This window comes from Pseudomonas sp. CCC3.1, from assembly GCF_034347405.1.
Lineage (GTDB): Bacteria > Pseudomonadota > Gammaproteobacteria > Pseudomonadales > Pseudomonadaceae > Aquipseudomonas.
The window spans coordinates 2,467,475-2,485,269 of sequence record NZ_CP133778.1 but is presented as its reverse complement, the minus strand read 5'-3'; the positions used below and the strand labels follow the sequence as shown (position 1 = coordinate 2,485,269).

Genomic DNA, 17,795 nt, shown 5'->3' with positions numbered 1-17,795 from the left:
TTCTCGGTCCTGACTCAAAGGCTACGCAGGCTTTTGCGCCCGCTAACGGCGGCGATCACCGCAATAATGATGACCCCGGTAAGGATCAGCCGCACACCCGCGCTGGCCCCAAAGGTGTTGAGCATGCTGACCAGCAAATACAGAAACAGCGCCGCACCCCACAGGCCCGGCACGTTGGAAAACCCGCCCGCCACCGACGTGCCGCCGATCACCACCACGGCAATCGAAGCCAGCAGGTATTCATCGCCCATGCTCAGCGACGCGCCACCGGAAAACCCCGCCAGCAACACACCGCAGAGGCTGGCAAACACTGCGCTCAGCACGTACGTCGCCCAGCGCACACGCTCGACCCGTACCCCGGCCAACTCGGCCGCCCGCATGTTCTGGCCCACGGCCAATGCCCAGCGGCCATAGAGCGTGCGGCTCAGCAGGTAGCCTGCAAAGACCGTCAGCACGATCACCGCGACCGCCAGATAAGGCACGCCCATCACGTTCCCGGTCGAGAACTGATAAAACAGCTCCGGCGGTGCAATCCGCACACTGCGCCCGTAAGCGATGGCCACGGACTGCAACAAAAAGCTGGCCGACAGCGTGGCAATGATCGGCGGGATCCGCAGCACGCGAATCAGTGCGTAGTTGGCACACCCCACCAACACCCCGACGCCCAGCACGCCAATCACGCCCAGGACGATCAGATCGTTCTGGCTGTCCATCAGCTTCATCCCGACCGCACCGCTCAGGGCGATATTGGCCGGGATCGACAGGTCGATATTGCCGGGGCCGGTGGTGATGACTAACATCTGCCCCACACCGACGATCACAAAAAAGGCTGAAAAAGACAGCGCGCTGGAGGTCAATGCTCCCGCGCCCTCGCCTCGGGTAAACACCAGAGTCGCGAGCCACACCAGTAAGGCCGCCAGAAACGACCACAACCAGGGTTTGCTGCGCACACGGTCGAAATGAAGGTTCAGGTTCATGCTGGACGAGCCTCTAGACGGTTGACGGCAGTGCGCAGGGCCAGCACCAGAATCAAAATCGCGCCCTGGGCGCCGATCTGCCAATCCGGCGAAATGCGGATAAACGACAACAGCGACCCGGCCAGCACCAGGGTCAATGCCCCCAGCACCGCACCCACGGGCGAAACCCGTCCGCCGGTGAATTCACCGCCGCCCAGAATCACTCCGGCAATCGACAGCAAGGTGTAACGCAAGGCCATGTTGGCGTCAGCCGACGTGGTCAAACCCACCAGAAACAAGCCTGAGAGCACGCCAAACGTGCCCGCCATGGCGTACAACGTGACCTTGATCCGCAGTAACGACCACCCGGCCTTGGCAATCGCCAACGGGTTGCCACCGGCGCCGCGCAACACCACGCCCCAGGTTGAACGCATCAGAAACAGATGCACCGCCACGGCCAGCAACACACACACCACCACCGCGAACGGCAACAACGGCGTCTTGATTTTGACCAGCGCCTGCAACCATTGCGGCGCACTGCCGCCGGGTGCGGGCAACAACAGCACTGCGCCCCCGACCCAGATGAATGACATGCCCAAGGTGACCACAATCGCCGGTAACTGGCGGATATGGATCAAGGCCCCGAGCAAGGCATACACCGCCACGCACCCCACCAGCGCCAGACACCCGAGCAACGGGTGATCGTTGAGCAACGTGGCGGCTACGCAGGCGACAAAGCTGATAAAACTACCCAGCGACAGATCCAGGTCATTGACGGTGATGATCAGCATTTGCGCGATAGTGGCCAGGGCGATGGGCACCGCCAGGTTGAGCATCAGGTTCATGCCCATGTAGCTCATGGCCCGAGGCTGCATGATGAAAATCGTTGCCAACAGCACGATCAGCGAAACGGCTGGCAGCGCGTTGCGTAACAAACGCGCACGATTGACCGCTCTCGCGGCCGAAGGTGTCACGGCGCCACTGGTTTGCGGTGGAGGTTTTAAGGTCATGGGTTGAGGCGCGTTCATGCCACCTCCTCCTGAAAGGAACTGCGCAGTACTTGCGCTTCACTCAATTGATCACGCGCCATATCGGCCACTGTCTGGCCATCGCGAAACACGTAAACGTGATCACAGTGGTCCAGTTCTTCCAGCTCAGTGGTGTACCAGATAAAGGTGCGCCCCCGGCTCGCTTCGTCCTTGATGATGGCGTAGACCTCACGCTTGGTACCGACATCGACGCCGCGCATCGGGTCGTCCATCAAAATCAAGTCACTGTCGCTGGCCAGCGCCCTGGCAAACAGGGCTTTTTGCTGGTTGCCGCCCGACAACGACAAAATCGGGCTGTTCATGTCCGGCGTGCGAATGCCCATGCGTTGCTGCCACTGCGCCGCCATGGCCTGCTCGGCTGCCGGATCGATCAACGCCCCGCGTTTAAGCGCGGCCAGCGAGCTGATGGTGATGTTCTCGGCGATCGACCACAGGCTGAATACACCGTCGGTTTGCCGATCACCTGCGACCAGCGCCACCGGCAGGCCTTTGGCCACCCGTTCGCGCAACAACTGCACCAGCCATTGGCTCTGCCCCTGCCCCGCGAGCCCGGCCAGGCCGACAATTTCACCGGCCCAAGCCGCCACGGTTTGCTGGTTGAGCTGGCGCGCCGGGCGCTGGTTGACCACTGGGGTCTGGCTGTCGCGCTTGGACACAAACACGTGGCTGGCAGCGTGTGCCTTGGCCATGGAGCCCATTGATTCAACCAGTGACGCATGGGTAAAAGCGCTGGCGGCGCGGACTTCAACCACGCAACCGTCACTCATGACCGCAATGCGATCACAGGTCGCGAGCATTTCACCGAGGATGTGGCTGATCAGCACCACGCAGCCGCCCCCCTCAACGTAGCGCCGCACATGCCGCAGCAGTTGCTCGGCGACCCGCGCGTCGAGTGACGAGGTCGGTTCGTCGAGAATTACCAAGGCCAGGTGTTCGTCGACACAGGTAAAGGCCCGGGCGATTTCAACCATCTGCCGCTGCCCGATCGGCAAGTCGGCAATCACCGCGCCGGGGCTGATCCCGTGTCCCGGAAAAATGCTGTCCAGGCTGGCCACAATCAACGCCCCGGCCTTGCGTCGCCAGCCAAAGCCACGCAGCGCCGGGCACATCAGGCGAGTGTTTTCAGCCACTGTCAGATTGGGACACAGCGACAACTCCTGAAACACGCAGCGAATCCCATGTTGACGGGCGACCTGCACCGAGTAGCCGGTGCGCACGTCCGCACCGGCCATTAACAGCGCGCCACTGTCGGCGCGCAGGGTGCCGGCCAAAATATGCATCAGCGTCGATTTGCCTGCGCCGTTGTGACCGATCAGGCCTAGGCACTCGCCGGCCTGAAACATCAGGTCAACGTTGTCTAATGCGCGCACGGCGCCAAAACGCTTGCCGACCCCCTTGAGGTCAACCAGCGGTGCTTGAGTCGTACTCATCACACTCTCCTCGGCTGCTCGCGCTTAGTGCGCAACGGGGCTCTTGAGCTGGGCCACGTCGTCCACGCTGTACACGTGGCTGACAATCCCGCCTTTCTCCAGGCCTTTAAGCGAGCTTTCGAGGGTGTCCTGACTCACGCTGAGGGCAGGAGACAGCAGGTCATGGGGCATTGGCTTGCCGTCCGGCATTTGCTTGCCATCCAGCAGTTGCTGGGCCACCCAAAACGCCAGGCTGGCAATACTCGGGGCGCTGGAGATGGAGAACGACTCATACCCATTGGCGTCTTTTTGCTTTTTCCACCACGCCAACTCTTCTTCACGGTTGCCAAAGATGATCACCGGCAGCGGACGTCCGGCGGCGATAAACGCCTGCGCCACCCCAAAACCGTCATCACCCTGGGTCACCACCGCGTCGACTTTTGGCAGACTCGGCAAGATCCCGGCCACCGCTTTCTGCGCCACGGTCTGCGACCAGTTGCCGTTCACCGCCCCGACGATTTTCAGCTGCGGGTGCTTTAGGGCGCCCGCGACGATTCCGGAGTGAATGGTTTCGTCCACCGAGACCCCGGCCAGACCCCGAACTTCCAGCACATTGGCGCCTTGCGGGAAGCGCTTGGCCAGATAGTCCATGACATCAATACTGCTTTGTTTGAAATCCATGGAAACCCGATAGGCGCAAGGCTCAGTGACGATCCCGTCGAACGACACCACGATGATGCCCGCATCGCAGGCCTGCTTGACCGCGCCGTTCAGGGCTGTCGGCGAAGCGGCGTTGATCACGATGGCGTTATAACCCTGCAAAATCAGGTTCTGGATTTGCGCCGCCTGTTCGGTGGCCTGGTTTTCGCCAGTGGTAAAGGAATCGGCCCCGGCAATAATCCCGGTTTTAACGGCTTGGTCTGTGGTCTGCTGCCAACTGGCGAGCATGCTTTGACGCCACGAGTTACCGGCGTAGTTGTTGGACAGCGCGATGGTTTTGTCGGCCGTATCAGCCTGAGCGGACATAAAGGGGGCAAGCAGCAATGCAGTGGACAATAAAGCGCAACGCAGCGTGAAACGTTCCATGACAATACCCTTTTTATTATTGTGGGCTTCGGCCGCCGATTGATTCGGTCGTACCTGATAACGCCGCCAGTCTGATACGGCCACGCGGCCTGTGTCTGGAGCGTTACTGCACACTTGATACCCTTTGCGCGCAAATAACCTGCGGGATCCCGCAAAAGATACGCGTATCCATGCAGCATTTTTGCCCATGCCGCAGCCCAGCTTTGAGCCATAATCGTGGCTCGGGTCGCCAGCGGGCGAACCTCATGACAGGTCGCAGGCCATGGCACAAAGAACCCCCATCGCAGCTGAAAGCGTGCTGCACCATTTTCTCGGGATTTCCCGCGCGCTGGCCGGACGCCTGGACTTTCAGTCAATGATCGAGGCCGTGTCCGAAGAGATCCGCCATATCCTGCCCCACGATCATCTCGACGTCAGCTTGCTGCTCGATGACGACAATCACCTGTCGGCTTACGAAACAGGTCTGCACACCTCGTGGAGCGACTTTGCAATTAATCCGCTGGAAATAGCGCGCAGCCCGATTCGCTCGCTGCTGCTGGGTGACACGCCGTACATTCTCAGCGATGACGCCATGGTCGATGAGCGCTTCCAGTTCCCCGGCGCACTCAACCACCCGATCTTCGATGCGCACCTGCGCAGCCGCCTGCATGTGCCCCTGCGCGCTCGGGGCGAAGTCATCGGCGCGCTGAGTTGCTCGACCCACGTGGCCAACTTTTACACCCTCGATGACGTGCACCACACCCAGCACGTGGCCGACCTGCTGGCCTCATACCTCTACGCCCTGCACCAAACCGAACAGGCCAAACAACTGGCCATTGTCGAAGCGCAGATCCGCGCCCGCGAAGAAGGCCTGCGCCTAGGGGTGCTGCGCCTCACCGAAGAGCTGGAAAACGAGCGCCAGCGCATCGGCATGGACCTGCATGACCAGACGCTGGCGGACATGACCCGCCTGCACCGGCGCATCGCCCGCCTGCAATTGCAAGACAACGTGACGCCGTCAGAACTCGCCCCCATCGGCCAGGCCCTGCACGAAAGCATGCAAGAGTTGCGGCTGATCATCGACGCCGTCAAACCAACCATCCTGCAACTGTTCGGCTTTGTCGAAGGCCTCGAAGACCTGTTGCTGCGCAGCGTGCGTAACAGCGGCCTGCCGATCATCACGCAATTGCACGACAACACTGACGGGCTGGCTAACGCACTGGCCGAGCCGCAGAAAATCGCCCTGTTCCGAATCATTCAAGAAGCGGTGAATAACGCGATCAAACACGCCGCTCCGCGGGTGATCATCGTCGAAATCACCGCTTCCAGCAGCCATCTGCAACTGACCATACTCGACGACGGACGCGGGCTGGACCCTATCAGCCGCCTGGAAACCGGCGGCATCAAAAACATGCAGGTCCGCGCGCAGCTGCTCAGTGCGCACGTTCAGATCGACAAAGGCCCGAGCGGCAAAGGCACTTGCGTGCAAATCAGCCTGCCGCTGCCGACGCACGCCTAAGGAACCACCATGGATATTCTGTTAATCGAAGACGACCCGGTGCACCGGGCCTTCTTCAAAGAAGTCATAGAAAGCGCGCTGCCCGAGTGCGAGCGCTTGCTCGAAGCCGAAGACGGGCTGGTCGGCGAGCGCCTGGCCCATGAATTTGCCATCACGTCTGTGGTCATGGACTTGCAGATGCCCCGCCGCACAGGGGTTGAGGCCGCACGGGCCATTTGGCGCGAGCGCCCGCAGACCTCAATCATGTTCTGGTCCAACTACGCCGACGAAGCCTACGTACGTGGCATATCGCGCATCGTCCCCGAGGGCGCGGCCTACGGCTACATCCTCAAGACCGCCTCCGAAGATCGCCTGCGCCTGGCGCTGCGCAGCCTGTTTATCGAACAGCAATGCGTGATTGACCGTGAAGTGCGCGGGGTCCAGCAAAAAAGCCAGAACCTGCTGCTGGGCTTGACCGACACTGAATACGAAGTGCTGCAAGACATCGCGTTGGGCCTGACCGACCGCATCATTGCCCAGCGTCGCAACCTGTCGCTGCGCAGCGTGCAAAATCGCCTGCAACAGCTCTACGAAAAACTCGGCGTGCGCCAGCCCGCAGAAGACAGCGACAGCGGACCCGCCTTTAACCTGCGCGCCCGCGCGGTCAACGTGGCGCTGCTGCGCAAGCTGCTGAACCGCACCGCGCTGGAACAGGCCGAAATCGAGTTGCAGGAATGGCTCAAAGACCCGCGTTTCAAACATGTCTGGAATTGAACAAAAACGCCCCCTGTAGGAACGAGCTTTCACATTTTTTTCACCCACGGCTGCTATTCTGCGGACCTTCTTTGGGGAGTAGCTGGCTGTCACCTGTGTGACGGCGCTCTGGTCAACATTCTCGGCAACCTGCCGTGGCCATGGCATCCATTCGGATTTGCGAGACCAACGACATACCTGTGCTGAAGTCGGGCGCGCAGGGCCATGTCGTTGTTTTCAAGCCCGACTGGACTGTAATCGTGAACGCCATTGCCCTGATCTTCCTAGCCTTTGCCATGTCCACGGATGCCTTTGCGGCAGCCATTGGAAAAGGTTCAAGCCTGCACAAACCGCGCTTTTGCGAAGCCCTGCGTACCGGCCTTATTTTTGGCGTGATTGAAGCCATCACCCCGGTCATCGGCTGGGCCATCGGCCAGGCCGCCAGCAGTTATGTGACCCAGTGGGATCACTGGATCGCTTTCACCCTGCTGCTGGGGCTTGGGCTTTACATGATCTACAACGGGGTTAAGCCCGAGGCAGAAGAACCCGAGGACAAACCTGCGCAGCACTCCTTCTGGATTCTGGTGATCACAGCGATTGCTACCAGCATCGACGCACTGGCGGTGGGGGTTGGCCTGGCGTTTGTCGACGTCAACATCTGGCTCGCGGCAGCGGCCATAGGCCTGGCAACCATGACCATGGTGATCATCGGCACCCTGCTGGGCCGCGCCTTGGGCAGCCTGGTGGGCAAGCGTGCGGAAATTGTCGGCGGAGTGGTGCTGATGCTCGTCGGGTCGACGATCTTGTATGAGCATTTAAGCGCGGCGTAAAAATTCGGTACAGAGGACGGCCTTTAACAGACCGCTCTCCAGCCACAATCAGCGGGGTAAACGCTCACGGGAACAAGGCCTAACTACGCAGTACACGTTCACGTTTTAACGGGTGTTTACCTCAGCGAAAATCTCAGTAATCGCTCTGCGGGGTGAACGCTTTACCAAGGCTCTAACCTTGGCGCTCAAACGCAGCAACTCGGCGCTGGGCTTGGCCCACTGCTCAGGCGGCAAGGGTTCGGACCATTCGCGCATCGCCTGCGGCAGCGCTCGGCGGCCGACTTTGGCGATGCGTTTTATCTCCCACTCGACCAGATGATTGGGCAAGGTCCATAACGTCATCACGTGGTAGACGTACCAAAAAAAGCCATAGATCCATCCCGCCTCTTTTTCGCGAATTCGCCGATGCAAACTGGCGCGGGCATTGCGAAAGGTGTGCAAACCTTCATGGGACGGGTCGCCGGGTTCATGCAGCTCCAGCGGATCTTGAATGGCTTGCAGGTCGTTGAGTTCGTACTCCATGTAACCGCGAACCGCCTCCCAATTGGCGATTGCCAGTTGCAAGGCGCCGCATTGGAATTCGACACGAACCAACTCGCCCTCATGCTCAAACCCCATGCCCATTCCGTAGTGGCGAGTGACGCCGTATTGGCTCGCGCTCTGGCCTTGAACGATCCAGGCAGAGAGCGATTCCCATGGGACGAATAAAGGTTCAGTGGCGCCGTCGGGCATGAAGCAGACTTCGCGGCGCTGGCGGTTGAAACGGGTGGGGATGACGGTGGTGAAGAGTTTGTGGGCTCCGAGCCAGACATAAAGGCACATGGCTGAGGATGCGAGCCACATATACGCTGAGTATTTCCAAGCAAACTGAAAATAGTCCACCGAAAATTCCCAACTCTCTGCTGCGCCATATCCCAAAGTCAAACCCATAAACCAAAATAATAGCGGGGCTCCAAAAGCGGTTAAACAGAAAAATGTAAACGGTCCACCCAGCCATATTTGATACGAATAAACATTAGGCCGCCCTCCTCCAAAGTCCAAGCAGATATCGTTGTAATCACTGATATAGGGGCAACAAGGTTCTGCTTCGGTGGGTAGGGGTAACGGAGCTAAATAGGTCTGCCGCCCACCAGGAAACAACTCTAGGTCACCTGCTTTTTTTTGCATCCCATTTATGGGTGATTGAAGTGATATAGCTTTGGCTTTTGCTTTGGCCTTGGTCATGACAGCAACTCCAATGCATCTACTTCAATCATCAATAAAGGCATCTCAGCGCTCGATTCGAAGTGCTGCTGCGCCGGCATAAAGCGCCCGCCCTTAACAGGATCAAAACGAATGCGGTAGGTGCGCTGAACCAGTTGCCCTTTGTCATCCAATGAATGGAGCTCAAGCTCAATCAATAACTCCTCAGACACTTTGCCGAACCCAGGCTCAGGGTTGCGTGGATAAGTGAGCTTTAACAACAGGGGTGCCGGACCCTTTTGTTCTTTTTCTAGCTTGCTTGCCACACGGTACAACCCGGCCTGCACCTGTTCGGTAACGAACTCGCGATGTTCCATGGGAATGCCTCGATCACCTCGCAAAGACGTAGTGATGCGCTGAGCGCCGATCTTAAGAGCATGACTGGCCCTCCCCTCCAGCGTGACGTGATAGTCGCAGACAGCCCGCCCAGGAAGGATTATGCAAATCTCACCCGGCTTGGTATTGGGCAGCATGCTTTGCCAAAACGACTCCTCCCCGGAGCCCTTGACTTCTACAAAGGGCGTTTGCTGCAGCACCTCTAAGTAATATTGAAACTCTTGCAGGGTTAATTCTTTGCGTTTGTCTACATCAAGACCCCACGGAGTGCTTTGCAGCCACCAATCATGGGCACTGGTGTTGTAGCGGTTGTAAAGCCAGGTACCCGCTAATTCCAGTACCGTAAAGAACGCACCCGCCAGGTTAAAACGAAAAAACACACTGCTTAGACGAGTGCCAGCAACCTTCCACGCCGTATCGCGAGCGGCACCTTTGGCAGCCTGCAATACATTTAGCCCTGCTTGTACTGTATTGATAAATCCATAAGCATTACTGGCCGCCAGACTGCCTGCCGCAATCATAGTCACCATCGCAGCGTTTTGAGCGCTTCGATTTCCACTACGAACTGCTTGCAGCCAATTACTGTGATAACTGTTGAGACTAGCAACCGCAGCAATAACCCCAAAGGCGTAATTAAAAAACCCCAATCCAACATGCAACTTGCCGATCGTGACTTGAAGTCGACTGAGCGCAGTCCGAGCCAAACCATACTCTAAGTTTTTCAACTGAGCGCTTAGCGCCGTATCAAACACTCCCTGAGTAGCAGCAAACCCAGCGGCGCCAGTGGCAGCAAACGCACTCATGAGAAGAACCGAATCCCTCTTGTCTCTCGAAACAGCCATCGTTTCCTTATACACCTGCACCAAATTCACCGCCTGAGCCACAAACAGCAACAGCGCCGCCCCATCCCCCAGCACATTCAACACAGGCGCACGGCTCACACCTTGACGAAAATCCTCTATCAGCCCGGCCACTTGGCGCTTGCCTTCATTGGAGAAGATGACCGTCAACCCTGCTTTGCCCTGTGTAGAGCCAAAAAGCCGCGCATGTTCATCCGGCAGTTCCGGGATTGGGCTAATACTCGCAGCCAGCCGCCTTTGCTCCAGGTCCAGTCGCTGGTTGTCGTAATCGATCTGTTCCAACAATTCGCGAGAAGTGGCCGATTTGTGGCCGTTCTTACGATTGGACTGGGCGCGCTTTTTTTTAAGCAGGGCTATTTGGGTACGCAGCTTCAACGTCTCTTGCAGCGCCTCTCGTAGCGCGGCCTGTTCTTGCGGGGTAGAAAAGTGAAACGTCACGCCTTCGGTTTTAGACGCTTGCAGTATTCGCGACTTCAAAGCCGTGGGCAGTTTGCGCAGCAGTTCTTCAACGTCCGGCATGGCGTTGTTTTTGAAGAATTCGTCAAAGTTGAGCAGTACTTTTTCCAACCCACGATTAAGCGCCGGGGTCAGGGCGTTGAGCGCGGCATTGGCCACTGAGCGGGTGCTCTGCGGCAGGTCGTCCAGCGCTGGTAAACGGCTCTGTTCAATCGTGCGTAAACGGGCCAAAAGTTCAGGGCTGTTGTTGAACAGAACCATACCCGCCGCCAGCAAGAACGCGTACTGCACCCAAAGTGAGGTTTGGTCGCTGTAGGGCAAGGTGTAGTACAGCGGGCGACTAAATTGCGGCTCGCGCTCGCAATAAGCCAGCAGTTGGTCACAGGCATCGTCGCTGCGGCAAATGTCTTTTAGGCAGGCGTATTCGAGGGTAAAGGCATGCCCCGTCTGCCCGATGTCCATCGGATCAAAGTACCAAGCGGCTTTGTGAAACGCGCCGGAGCAGATCAAGTCTGTTCGGTCGGCAGTGATGAGGTCGAGTTGGCGGTTCCAGCGTGCAAGCCCGGCACGATGAGCAAACAGTTCGCGATCCATCGCTTCGCGGTCGATCAGGTCGTTAATCCCGCGCTGCCCCAGTTTAGTCCCGTATAAAAGGCCCGTGATCTGCTGGCCCTGCTGCCTACCCAGCGCTATCAACACCTCGAAGTGCTTATCGACAAATGCCGGTGGCGCTACTCGAAAGTGTTCGCGTGTGAAGAAGCGGCGATCAACATCCTCAAGCGCACTCAGCGCATCAGAGCCATTGCTCATCTCACGTGAATAGTCAGTATCAAGGGCTGCAGCCTGTGCCCGCTGACGCAACAGCTCTAACTCATCCGGCACCGGGCTCCCCGCAGGCGGGGTCATCAAGCCGCCCTTTTCGAGGTACTCAATGATCGCCGCGTCCGTCACCCCTTGCTGCGGCTCAGCCATGCACAGCAAATCATCGAGCAGGGCTTTATGCGCCGGGTCAGAGCTGTCACCGAGCAGCGTATGAACATTCGGCGCATTGAGCTGGCTCAGGGATTCGATGTAACACGCCAGTAAATAGTCGCGCTCGTTATTGCCCTTTTTCGGCCCGCCATTGCTCCAGTCATCGATCCAACCCACGACCTCATCCTGATAATTGGCCAGGTCGCGCAGCACGCCCAGCGTGTCGTCCAGCACCAGGTACAGCACGTCATGGCGGTACTGAGGATGAATGCAACCGGTCAGGCGGTTCATGGAGATTTCATTGAAGCGCGCAGGTTTTTCCCACAGATACGGCTTGCGCTCGTGCTCGGGCAGTTCGATGTCCAGACGTTGTTGCGTGTGTTGGGCATGTTCAGCCAGGGTTGTTGCGGGTGCCTGCTGCTGCGCCTCGATCTTCTCGGTCGCCACTTCAGCCAGCCAATGCTCGGCCATGTCCGGGGTCAGCAAGTGCGGCCCGCCGGTGTCGCAGTTGGCCTTGCGCAGATCAACCGCTTGCATGAAGTGGTTACGCTCGGAAGGCGAATTCAGCACTTGCTGGCACTTTTTCGCGGTCCACGGCACTTCGGCGTAAGCGACGTACAAGGTACTGGTTTTGAGGAAAATCAGGTTCGGCTCGTAGATCGGCTCGTCGCGGTCGTCGTCAAATACCGCCAGCCCTTGCCACAGCATGGCGCTGACCAGCCCGTCGTCTATGCGGTACTCCGACAAGGTGCCACTGCGACTTTCAATCACGTACAACCAGCCATCGCGCAGCAGGCGTATCCCTAGTGGCCGAGCGCCAAGGCTGTAGGGCATCGGAATTTCGCCCGAGGGGTCCAGCGCTGGGTTATCGACCATCCCGTAACGCAGCGGGATCAGTTGCACGGTGGTTTTCATCAATGGGCAGGTGCCCATGCTGTTTCGCGCATCGTCTCGTGAGAGGTTGACGTTGTTGGGGTTTTTGGGCCTGAAGACAGTCGACATTAGTAGGGCTCTCGCAGGTGCAGGGCTCGCCCTGATAGGAACCCAAGCACATCAATACCCATGCCAATAATAAAAAAATAGATAAAAATCAATCAGTTGAAATAAACACCCGTCAAAACAGCGACTCTATCGAGCGGAAAACAGGCAAAACTGCGCAATAAGTTGCGCAGCGCTGCGCAACTTATTGCGCACTCCTCTACAGCTCTTTATTGCTCTGGCCAGCAGAACGTTATTCACAGAAAAATCTCAATTTAACTGCGCAAGAAGTTGCGCAGTTAGTTATTGAGCAAAAAATACAACGGCGCACGTTTATCCACTCTCTCATTCATAAAACAAGAAGAGTGGCAGCCATATCGTGTAGGCGCTGACGAGGCACGAAGGCTGCGGTCTTTTTGATCTGTAAGCGCTCATGGCCTGGATAGTGCGCCCATACCGGGAGCACCAAAAGAGGAGTCTGACAGCGCGTCAGATTCCTCTTCTCGTTAACTCAACTGGCTGTACCAGAGCGCGTCAGCCGGTACATCGTCCAACTGTAGAAAACCAGCGCCAGAGTGGCCAACGAGCCACCCACAAGCCCCACATACGCAAAACCCAAATGGCCGCCGACCCAACTGCCCAGCAACGCACCGCCGCCGATGCCGATGTTGTAGATGCCTGAGAACATCGCCATGGCCACGTCGGTCGCGTCGGGTGCCAGGGTCAAGACTTTCGACTGCAAGGCCAGGCCAAAGCCCATGATCGCCATGCCCCAGACGATACTCAGAACGCTCAGCGACTCGACCCAGCCACTGGCCGGCAACAGCAACAGCAGGCACAGCGCCAGCAACCCTACAGCAATCATCAGAAAGCCCTGAGGGTTGTACTTGTGAAACCAGCTAAAGCACAGGGAGCCAATGATCCCTGCCCCGCCGAACAACAGCAGAATCAAGGTCACGGTATTGCTGCTCATGCCTGCGGCCCCTTCGACAAAGGGTTCGACATAGCTGTAAGCGGTAAATTGGGCGGTGACGACGACGGCCGTCAGTACATAAATCGCCACCAGTGCAGGCCGTTTGAACAGCACCGGCAAACTTCTGAGCGAGCCCGAGTTCTGGCTAGGCAGCAACGGCAGGGTTCGGGTGAGCCAAAGCACCAGTAATCCGGCCAGTGCGGCAATTACCAGGAACGTGGTGCGCCAGCCCATGGCCTCGCCCAGCAAACGCCCCAGCGGCACACCCAATACCATCGCCAGTGAAGTCCCGGTGGCCAGCAAGCCCAGGGCCTGCACCTGCTTGCCTTCGGGGGCGAGGCGCACGGCCAGCGACGCGGTAATGGACCAAAACAGTGCATGGGACAACGCCACACCAATCCGGCTAAGCAGCAAAATGCCAAAATTGGTCGCGATGCTGGACAGCAGATGGCTGGCGATAAACATGCCAAACAGCACCAACAACAGCTTGCGGCGCTCGACGTTGCGGGTCAGCAGCATGATCGGCAGCGAGGTCAAGGACACCACCCACGCGTAAATCGTCAGCATCAATCCGACGTTGGCGGTGGACATGTCAAAGCTGGCACCAATGGCACTCAGCAGGCCTACAGGGACAAATTCAGTGGTATTGAACACAAACGCGGCCAGCGCCAGTGCGATGACCGGTTGCCAATTTGCGCTAGGTGTCGCAGGGGAATTGCTCATTTAAGGGGTGCACTGCTCGCTATCGATGGTCTGACAGGCTCGTGACTCGGCTGCCTTTGCAGACAGCATAGCTCTGTACGAAATGTTTTCGAGCGAAGGTTAGGCAAGGTGAAAACAGGCAAGAAAGCGGAATTTACGGGTTGTAAATGAGCATTTCGAGCCTGTTTTCAACGCAGCATAACCGAGCGCAGATACATGTCGTACAGAGCTTAGTCAGAACCACACTGAGCGGCATTCTATAGCGTTCGCGCAGGTCTGTAAGTGCGGGCGCTTGGCATTTGTTTAGAACATCGCAACCTCAGGATTCAAACGTTTGAATCCTGACGTCCATGCGCATTCTGGTATTAAAAGGGACGCACCCATAATCGACCCGCAAGGACTCCCCTGATGCCCGCCTCTGCACCTGCCGCTCCTCGAACCTCGAATGGGGTGTTTGGCCTCTTCTGTCTGGGCAGCTTCTTGTTGTCGGTGTCATATGGCACCACGTTTTTACTGGCCATGATGCTCAGCGCCCACGGCGGCAGTGAATCCGACGCGGGCACGATTATTTCGGTGGCTATGTTCAGTACCTTTGCCGCGGTGATTTTCTCCGGGCATTTGACTGATCTGTTCGGCGCCCCCAGAGCCATCGCCGCCGGGGCCATGTTACTGGCTGCCGCGTGCCTGGGTTTTGCCAGCGTCCAGACTTTTGGCACCGCGGTGCTGATTTTTGGCTTGCTGCTGGGGTTGGGCTGGGGCGTGTTCTACACCCTGGGCCCAATCATCGTGGCGATGATTATCGAACCGGCCCGCCGCGTTAAATTTTTTGCCCTGCTCTCGGGCAGCATGCTGACCGGCATCGGCACCGGCCCGCTGATCGGGCGTGCCAGCGAAGCGCTGGGCTACCCCGTGGAATCAGCGTTTGTGATGGCCGCCATTGCAAGCCTGCTGGGCGGCCTTGTCTTCGTCTGCATTGGCCCGAAAATCAAACACCAAAGCCGCCTGATCGGGCCAGTCAGCGTGTGCAAAATAACCCCGCGCGCTGCCGTGTCAGTGCTGGGTTCAAAAGCCGTCTTCGCCATTGTCATGGTCGGTCTGGGCGGCGCCATTTTCGGCGGGCTGTCGAGCTTTCAAACCTCTTACGCGACGCTCAATCACCTGGACTATTCGCTGTTCTTTCTAGGCTTCATGGGCGCAGCCATCGCCTGCCGACTGTTGGTCGCAGGTTTTATCATCAAGCGTGATCCTTACGTGATGGCGTGCGTGCTGACTGCCTTGATTGTGGTTTCGGTGCTGATGTTCATGTTTTCCGTGCACTCCAGCGCGACGTATGTATTGGCTGCCATCACCCTGGGCGTGGGTTACGGCCTGACCTACTCGGTGATTAACGGCCTGGCCGCCAACGAAGCACCGGTCGGGTACACCTCACAATCACTGGTGTTGTTCAGCCTGGCGTATTTTGTCGGGGTGTTCGGCTTTCCGTGGCTGGCCGGGCACGTGATCGTGAGCTACGGCATCCCTGCCCTGCTGTCGATCATTCTGGTCATCGCCGTGTGTAACTGGACAATCACGGCTGGCCGCCTGTTGTGGCGGCGCCTGTCTCAGTCGAGATCTGCCAGCCCTCAGGCATCTGCGCTGGACTGATCAAGCTCGCTTAACGGAATGATCTGCGCGCTGCCATGCTGAACCCCGCGTTCGGCCATGACGTGGCGCGCCAGTTCCGACACTTCACCGACGCTGCCCTTGAGCACCGAGACTTCCATGCATTTGCCCTGATCAAGGTGGACATGCAGGGTCGACAAGGTCAGGTCATGGTGCTCATGAAATGCGCTGTTCAGACGCTTGGACAGTTCCCGAGTGCCGTGGTCATAGACGTAACTCAAGGTGGCCACACAGGCGGCTTGCGGGTCGCCGCCATCCTCGCCCAAGAGCCCGGCACGCAATAAATCGCGTATGGCCTCGGATCGACCCTGATAGCCATGGGTGCCCACCCGCTCGTCAATCGCTGTCAGCAAGGCTTCGTCCAGCGAAATGGTGACCCTTTGCATGTAATTAGCCTCGCAGTTATGAACTTTTGACATAAACTTCACACCCAGCGCGTGTATAGGCGAAAGGCCATCAACTTTTGGGAGACGCAGTGTGAAGCAGTCACCGACGAAAAAACAGCTTGCCCTAATGATCATCGGTGCCTGCCTGAGCGCCGCTGTCACACCGGCCTTCAGCGCCGCCCCTGCCCCTACTTTGATCTACTCATGGCCAACCAATGCCGGGCCGCTGGACCCCAGAGGCTATTCGCCAAACCAGATGTACGCGCAGGCGATGGTGTACGAGCCACTGGTGCGCTACACCGCTCAAGGCACGCTCGAACCTTGGCTCGCCACGCACTGGACCGTGTCGCCCGATGGCAAAACGTACACCTTCACCTTGCGTGACGGTGTGCAGTTCAGCGATGGCAGCCCGTTCAATGCGGCGGCGGCCAAAGCCAACCTCGATGCGGTGCTGGCCAACAGCAAGCGCCATCAGTGGATGGAACTGGTCTCGACCCTGGAGCGCGTCGAAGCCCCGGACGAACACACGCTGGTCCTGCAACTCAAGCACCCGTATTACCCGACCCTGATGGAACTGGCGCAAGTGCGCCCATTGCGCTTTGCCGCCCCCGACGCCAAGCCGGGCACACCGGTGGGCACCGGCCCTTGGGTCTTGGCGCAAACCCGGCGCGGCGAATACGACCGCTTCGACCGCAACGAGCATTACTGGGGCGCACAACCGGCTTATGGCTCGGTGTTGGTCAAAGTCATTTCCGACCCGGACAGCCGCGCCATCGCCTTGCAGACCGGCGAGCTGGACCTGATTCAGGGCGCCGAAGGCGAGATTTCCCCCGGCACTTTTGTCCGGCTGCGCGACTCGGGCTTCAAGACCGCCATTTCCGCGCCCTTGGCCACCCGCACGGTGGCGATGAACACCGGCCTGGCACCGACCAACGAGTTGGCGGTGCGTCAGGCCATCAATCAGGCCGTGGACAAAGACACCCTCATCGCCAAGGTACTGCACGGCCTGGAGCCGCGCGCCGATGCGCTGTTTGCCAGCAACATGCCGTACGCCGATCTAGGTCTCAAGGCCTTGCCTTACGACCCGCAGCACGCGCGGCAACGGCTCGATGACGCGGGCTGGAAGCTCTCGACCGGCAAAACCATTCGCGAGAAAGACGGCCAGCCACTGCGCATTGAACTGGTGTTTCTGGGCACCAGTGCGCTGCAAAAGAGCCTGGCTGAAATCATTCAGGGCGAACTGGCCAAAGTCGGCATAGATGTCAAACTGCGCGCCGAAGAAGACGGCTCGCTGGTGCAGCGTCAGCGTGAAGGCCGCTTCGGCATGATCTTCGCTGATACGTGGGGCGCACCTTACGATCCGCACTCGTTTGTCAGTTCCATGCGCTATGCCGGGCACGCCGACTACATGGCGCAACGCGGGCTGCCCATGAAAGACGCGATCGATCACAAAATCGCCGAAGTCCTTGCCCAGACCGACGACGCCAAACGCGCCGAGGGTTACCGCGAAATCCTCACCACCTTGCAGGATCAGGCGGTGTACTTGCCGATCTCGCACCTCACGGCCATCAGTGTCAGCGGTAAAAAAGTCGACAACGCGCAGTTCGGCAGCACGCTGTTTGACGTGCCGTTTGAAATCATGCGCCCTGCCGCCGGGAAGCCCTGAAC

Annotated in this window: 13 protein-coding genes; 5 read left to right on the top strand and 8 right to left on the bottom strand. The window is 58.5% G+C overall.

Going from position 1 to position 17,795, the window contains the following annotated elements; genetic code table 11:
• Positions 1–14: 14 nt before the first annotated feature.
• Genes RHM56_RS11300 through RHM56_RS11285 form a run of 4 tightly spaced genes read right to left on the bottom strand, consistent with a single transcriptional unit; the run spans position 15 to position 4,500 of the window.
• A complete protein-coding gene (locus RHM56_RS11300; RefSeq protein WP_322241272.1) occupies positions 15–977 on the bottom strand; it encodes an ABC transporter permease in 963 nt (320 codons plus the stop codon).
• Positions 974–1,984 (bottom strand): ABC transporter permease, encoded by a 1,011-nt coding sequence (locus tag RHM56_RS11295; protein WP_322241271.1) that lies wholly within the window; start codon positions 1,982–1,984, stop codon positions 974–976. Before RHM56_RS11295 ends, RHM56_RS11300 begins: the two co-directional genes overlap by 4 nt.
• Positions 1,981–3,435 (bottom strand): sugar ABC transporter ATP-binding protein, encoded by a 1,455-nt coding sequence (locus RHM56_RS11290; protein WP_322241270.1) that lies wholly within the window; start codon positions 3,433–3,435, stop codon positions 1,981–1,983. The genes RHM56_RS11295 and RHM56_RS11290 overlap by 4 nt, the downstream gene beginning before the upstream one ends.
• Before the next feature lie 24 nt (positions 3,436–3,459).
• Positions 3,460–4,500 (bottom strand): ABC transporter substrate-binding protein, encoded by a 1,041-nt coding sequence (locus RHM56_RS11285; RefSeq protein WP_322241269.1) that lies wholly within the window; start codon positions 4,498–4,500, stop codon positions 3,460–3,462.
• A gap of 262 nt (positions 4,501–4,762) precedes the next feature.
• On the opposite strand from RHM56_RS11285, the gene RHM56_RS11280 reads away from it, so the two are divergent.
• The 3 genes from RHM56_RS11280 to mntP all read left to right on the top strand — a co-directional run bounded on the left by RHM56_RS11280 (position 4,763) and on the right by mntP (position 7,560).
• Positions 4,763–5,998, top strand: coding sequence for a GAF domain-containing sensor histidine kinase (locus RHM56_RS11280; RefSeq protein WP_322241268.1), 1,236 nt, complete (start codon positions 4,763–4,765; stop codon positions 5,996–5,998).
• A 9-nt stretch (positions 5,999–6,007) separates the two neighbouring features.
• Complete coding sequence (locus RHM56_RS11275; protein WP_322241267.1) at positions 6,008–6,751, top strand: response regulator transcription factor; 744 nt, start codon at positions 6,008–6,010, stop codon at positions 6,749–6,751.
• A gap of 239 nt (positions 6,752–6,990) precedes the next feature.
• Positions 6,991–7,560: a manganese efflux pump MntP gene (gene mntP / locus RHM56_RS11270; protein WP_322241266.1), complete on the top strand. Its 570-nt coding sequence runs from the start codon at positions 6,991–6,993 to the stop codon at positions 7,558–7,560.
• A 105-nt stretch (positions 7,561–7,665) separates the two neighbouring features.
• On the opposite strand, the gene RHM56_RS11265 is transcribed toward mntP, so the two are convergent.
• The 3 genes from RHM56_RS11265 to RHM56_RS11255 all read right to left on the bottom strand — a co-directional run bounded on the left by RHM56_RS11265 (position 7,666) and on the right by RHM56_RS11255 (position 14,100).
• Positions 7,666–8,403: a hypothetical protein gene (locus RHM56_RS11265; RefSeq protein ID WP_322241264.1), complete on the bottom strand. Its 738-nt coding sequence runs from the start codon at positions 8,401–8,403 to the stop codon at positions 7,666–7,668.
• A gap of 377 nt (positions 8,404–8,780) precedes the next feature.
• The gene (locus RHM56_RS11260; protein WP_322241262.1) at positions 8,781–12,428 is read right to left on the bottom strand and encodes a toxin VasX; all 3,648 of its coding nucleotides are present in this window, start codon (positions 12,426–12,428) and stop codon (positions 8,781–8,783) included.
• Positions 12,429–12,915: 487 nt separating this feature from the next.
• Complete coding sequence (locus RHM56_RS11255; RefSeq protein WP_322241260.1) at positions 12,916–14,100, bottom strand: sugar transporter; 1,185 nt, start codon at positions 14,098–14,100, stop codon at positions 12,916–12,918.
• Between the two features lie 387 nt (positions 14,101–14,487).
• On the opposite strand from RHM56_RS11255, the gene RHM56_RS11250 reads away from it, so the two are divergent.
• A complete protein-coding gene (locus tag RHM56_RS11250; RefSeq protein WP_322241259.1) occupies positions 14,488–15,723 on the top strand; it encodes an MFS transporter in 1,236 nt (411 codons plus the stop codon).
• On the opposite strand, the gene nikR is transcribed toward RHM56_RS11250, so the two are convergent.
• The gene (gene nikR / locus RHM56_RS11245; protein WP_322241257.1) at positions 15,702–16,127 is read right to left on the bottom strand and encodes a nickel-responsive transcriptional regulator NikR; all 426 of its coding nucleotides are present in this window, start codon (positions 16,125–16,127) and stop codon (positions 15,702–15,704) included. The two genes, RHM56_RS11250 and nikR, sit on opposite strands and share 22 nt — an antisense overlap.
• A 91-nt stretch (positions 16,128–16,218) precedes the next feature.
• On the opposite strand from nikR, the gene nikA reads away from it, so the two are divergent.
• Entirely contained in the window at positions 16,219–17,793 is a 1,575-nt protein-coding gene (gene nikA / locus RHM56_RS11240) for a nickel ABC transporter substrate-binding protein (RefSeq protein WP_322241256.1), read from the top strand.
• Positions 17,794–17,795 lie beyond the last annotated feature (2 nt).

Excerpts from the sequence above, each read along its gene's own strand:
- RHM56_RS11300 (WP_322241272.1), bottom strand. The coding sequence starts at position 977 with ATGAACCTGAACCTTCATTTCGACCGTGTGCGCAGCAAACCCTGGTTG.
- RHM56_RS11295 (WP_322241271.1), bottom strand. The coding sequence starts at position 1,984 with ATGAACGCGCCTCAACCCATGACCTTAAAACCTCCACCGCAAACCAGT.
- RHM56_RS11290 (WP_322241270.1), bottom strand. The coding sequence starts at position 3,435 with ATGAGTACGACTCAAGCACCGCTGGTTGACCTCAAGGGGGTCGGCAAG.
- RHM56_RS11285 (WP_322241269.1), bottom strand. The coding sequence starts at position 4,500 with ATGGAACGTTTCACGCTGCGTTGCGCTTTATTGTCCACTGCATTGCTG.
- RHM56_RS11280 (WP_322241268.1), top strand. The coding sequence starts at position 4,763 with ATGGCACAAAGAACCCCCATCGCAGCTGAAAGCGTGCTGCACCATTTT.
- RHM56_RS11275 (WP_322241267.1), top strand. The coding sequence starts at position 6,008 with ATGGATATTCTGTTAATCGAAGACGACCCGGTGCACCGGGCCTTCTTC.
- RHM56_RS11265 (WP_322241264.1), bottom strand. The coding sequence starts at position 8,403 with ATGTGGCTCGCATCCTCAGCCATGTGCCTTTATGTCTGGCTCGGAGCC.
- RHM56_RS11260 (WP_322241262.1), bottom strand. The coding sequence starts at position 12,428 with ATGTCGACTGTCTTCAGGCCCAAAAACCCCAACAACGTCAACCTCTCA.
- RHM56_RS11255 (WP_322241260.1), bottom strand. The coding sequence starts at position 14,100 with ATGAGCAATTCCCCTGCGACACCTAGCGCAAATTGGCAACCGGTCATC.
- RHM56_RS11250 (WP_322241259.1), top strand. The coding sequence starts at position 14,488 with ATGCCCGCCTCTGCACCTGCCGCTCCTCGAACCTCGAATGGGGTGTTT.
- nikR (WP_322241257.1), bottom strand. The coding sequence starts at position 16,127 with ATGCAAAGGGTCACCATTTCGCTGGACGAAGCCTTGCTGACAGCGATT.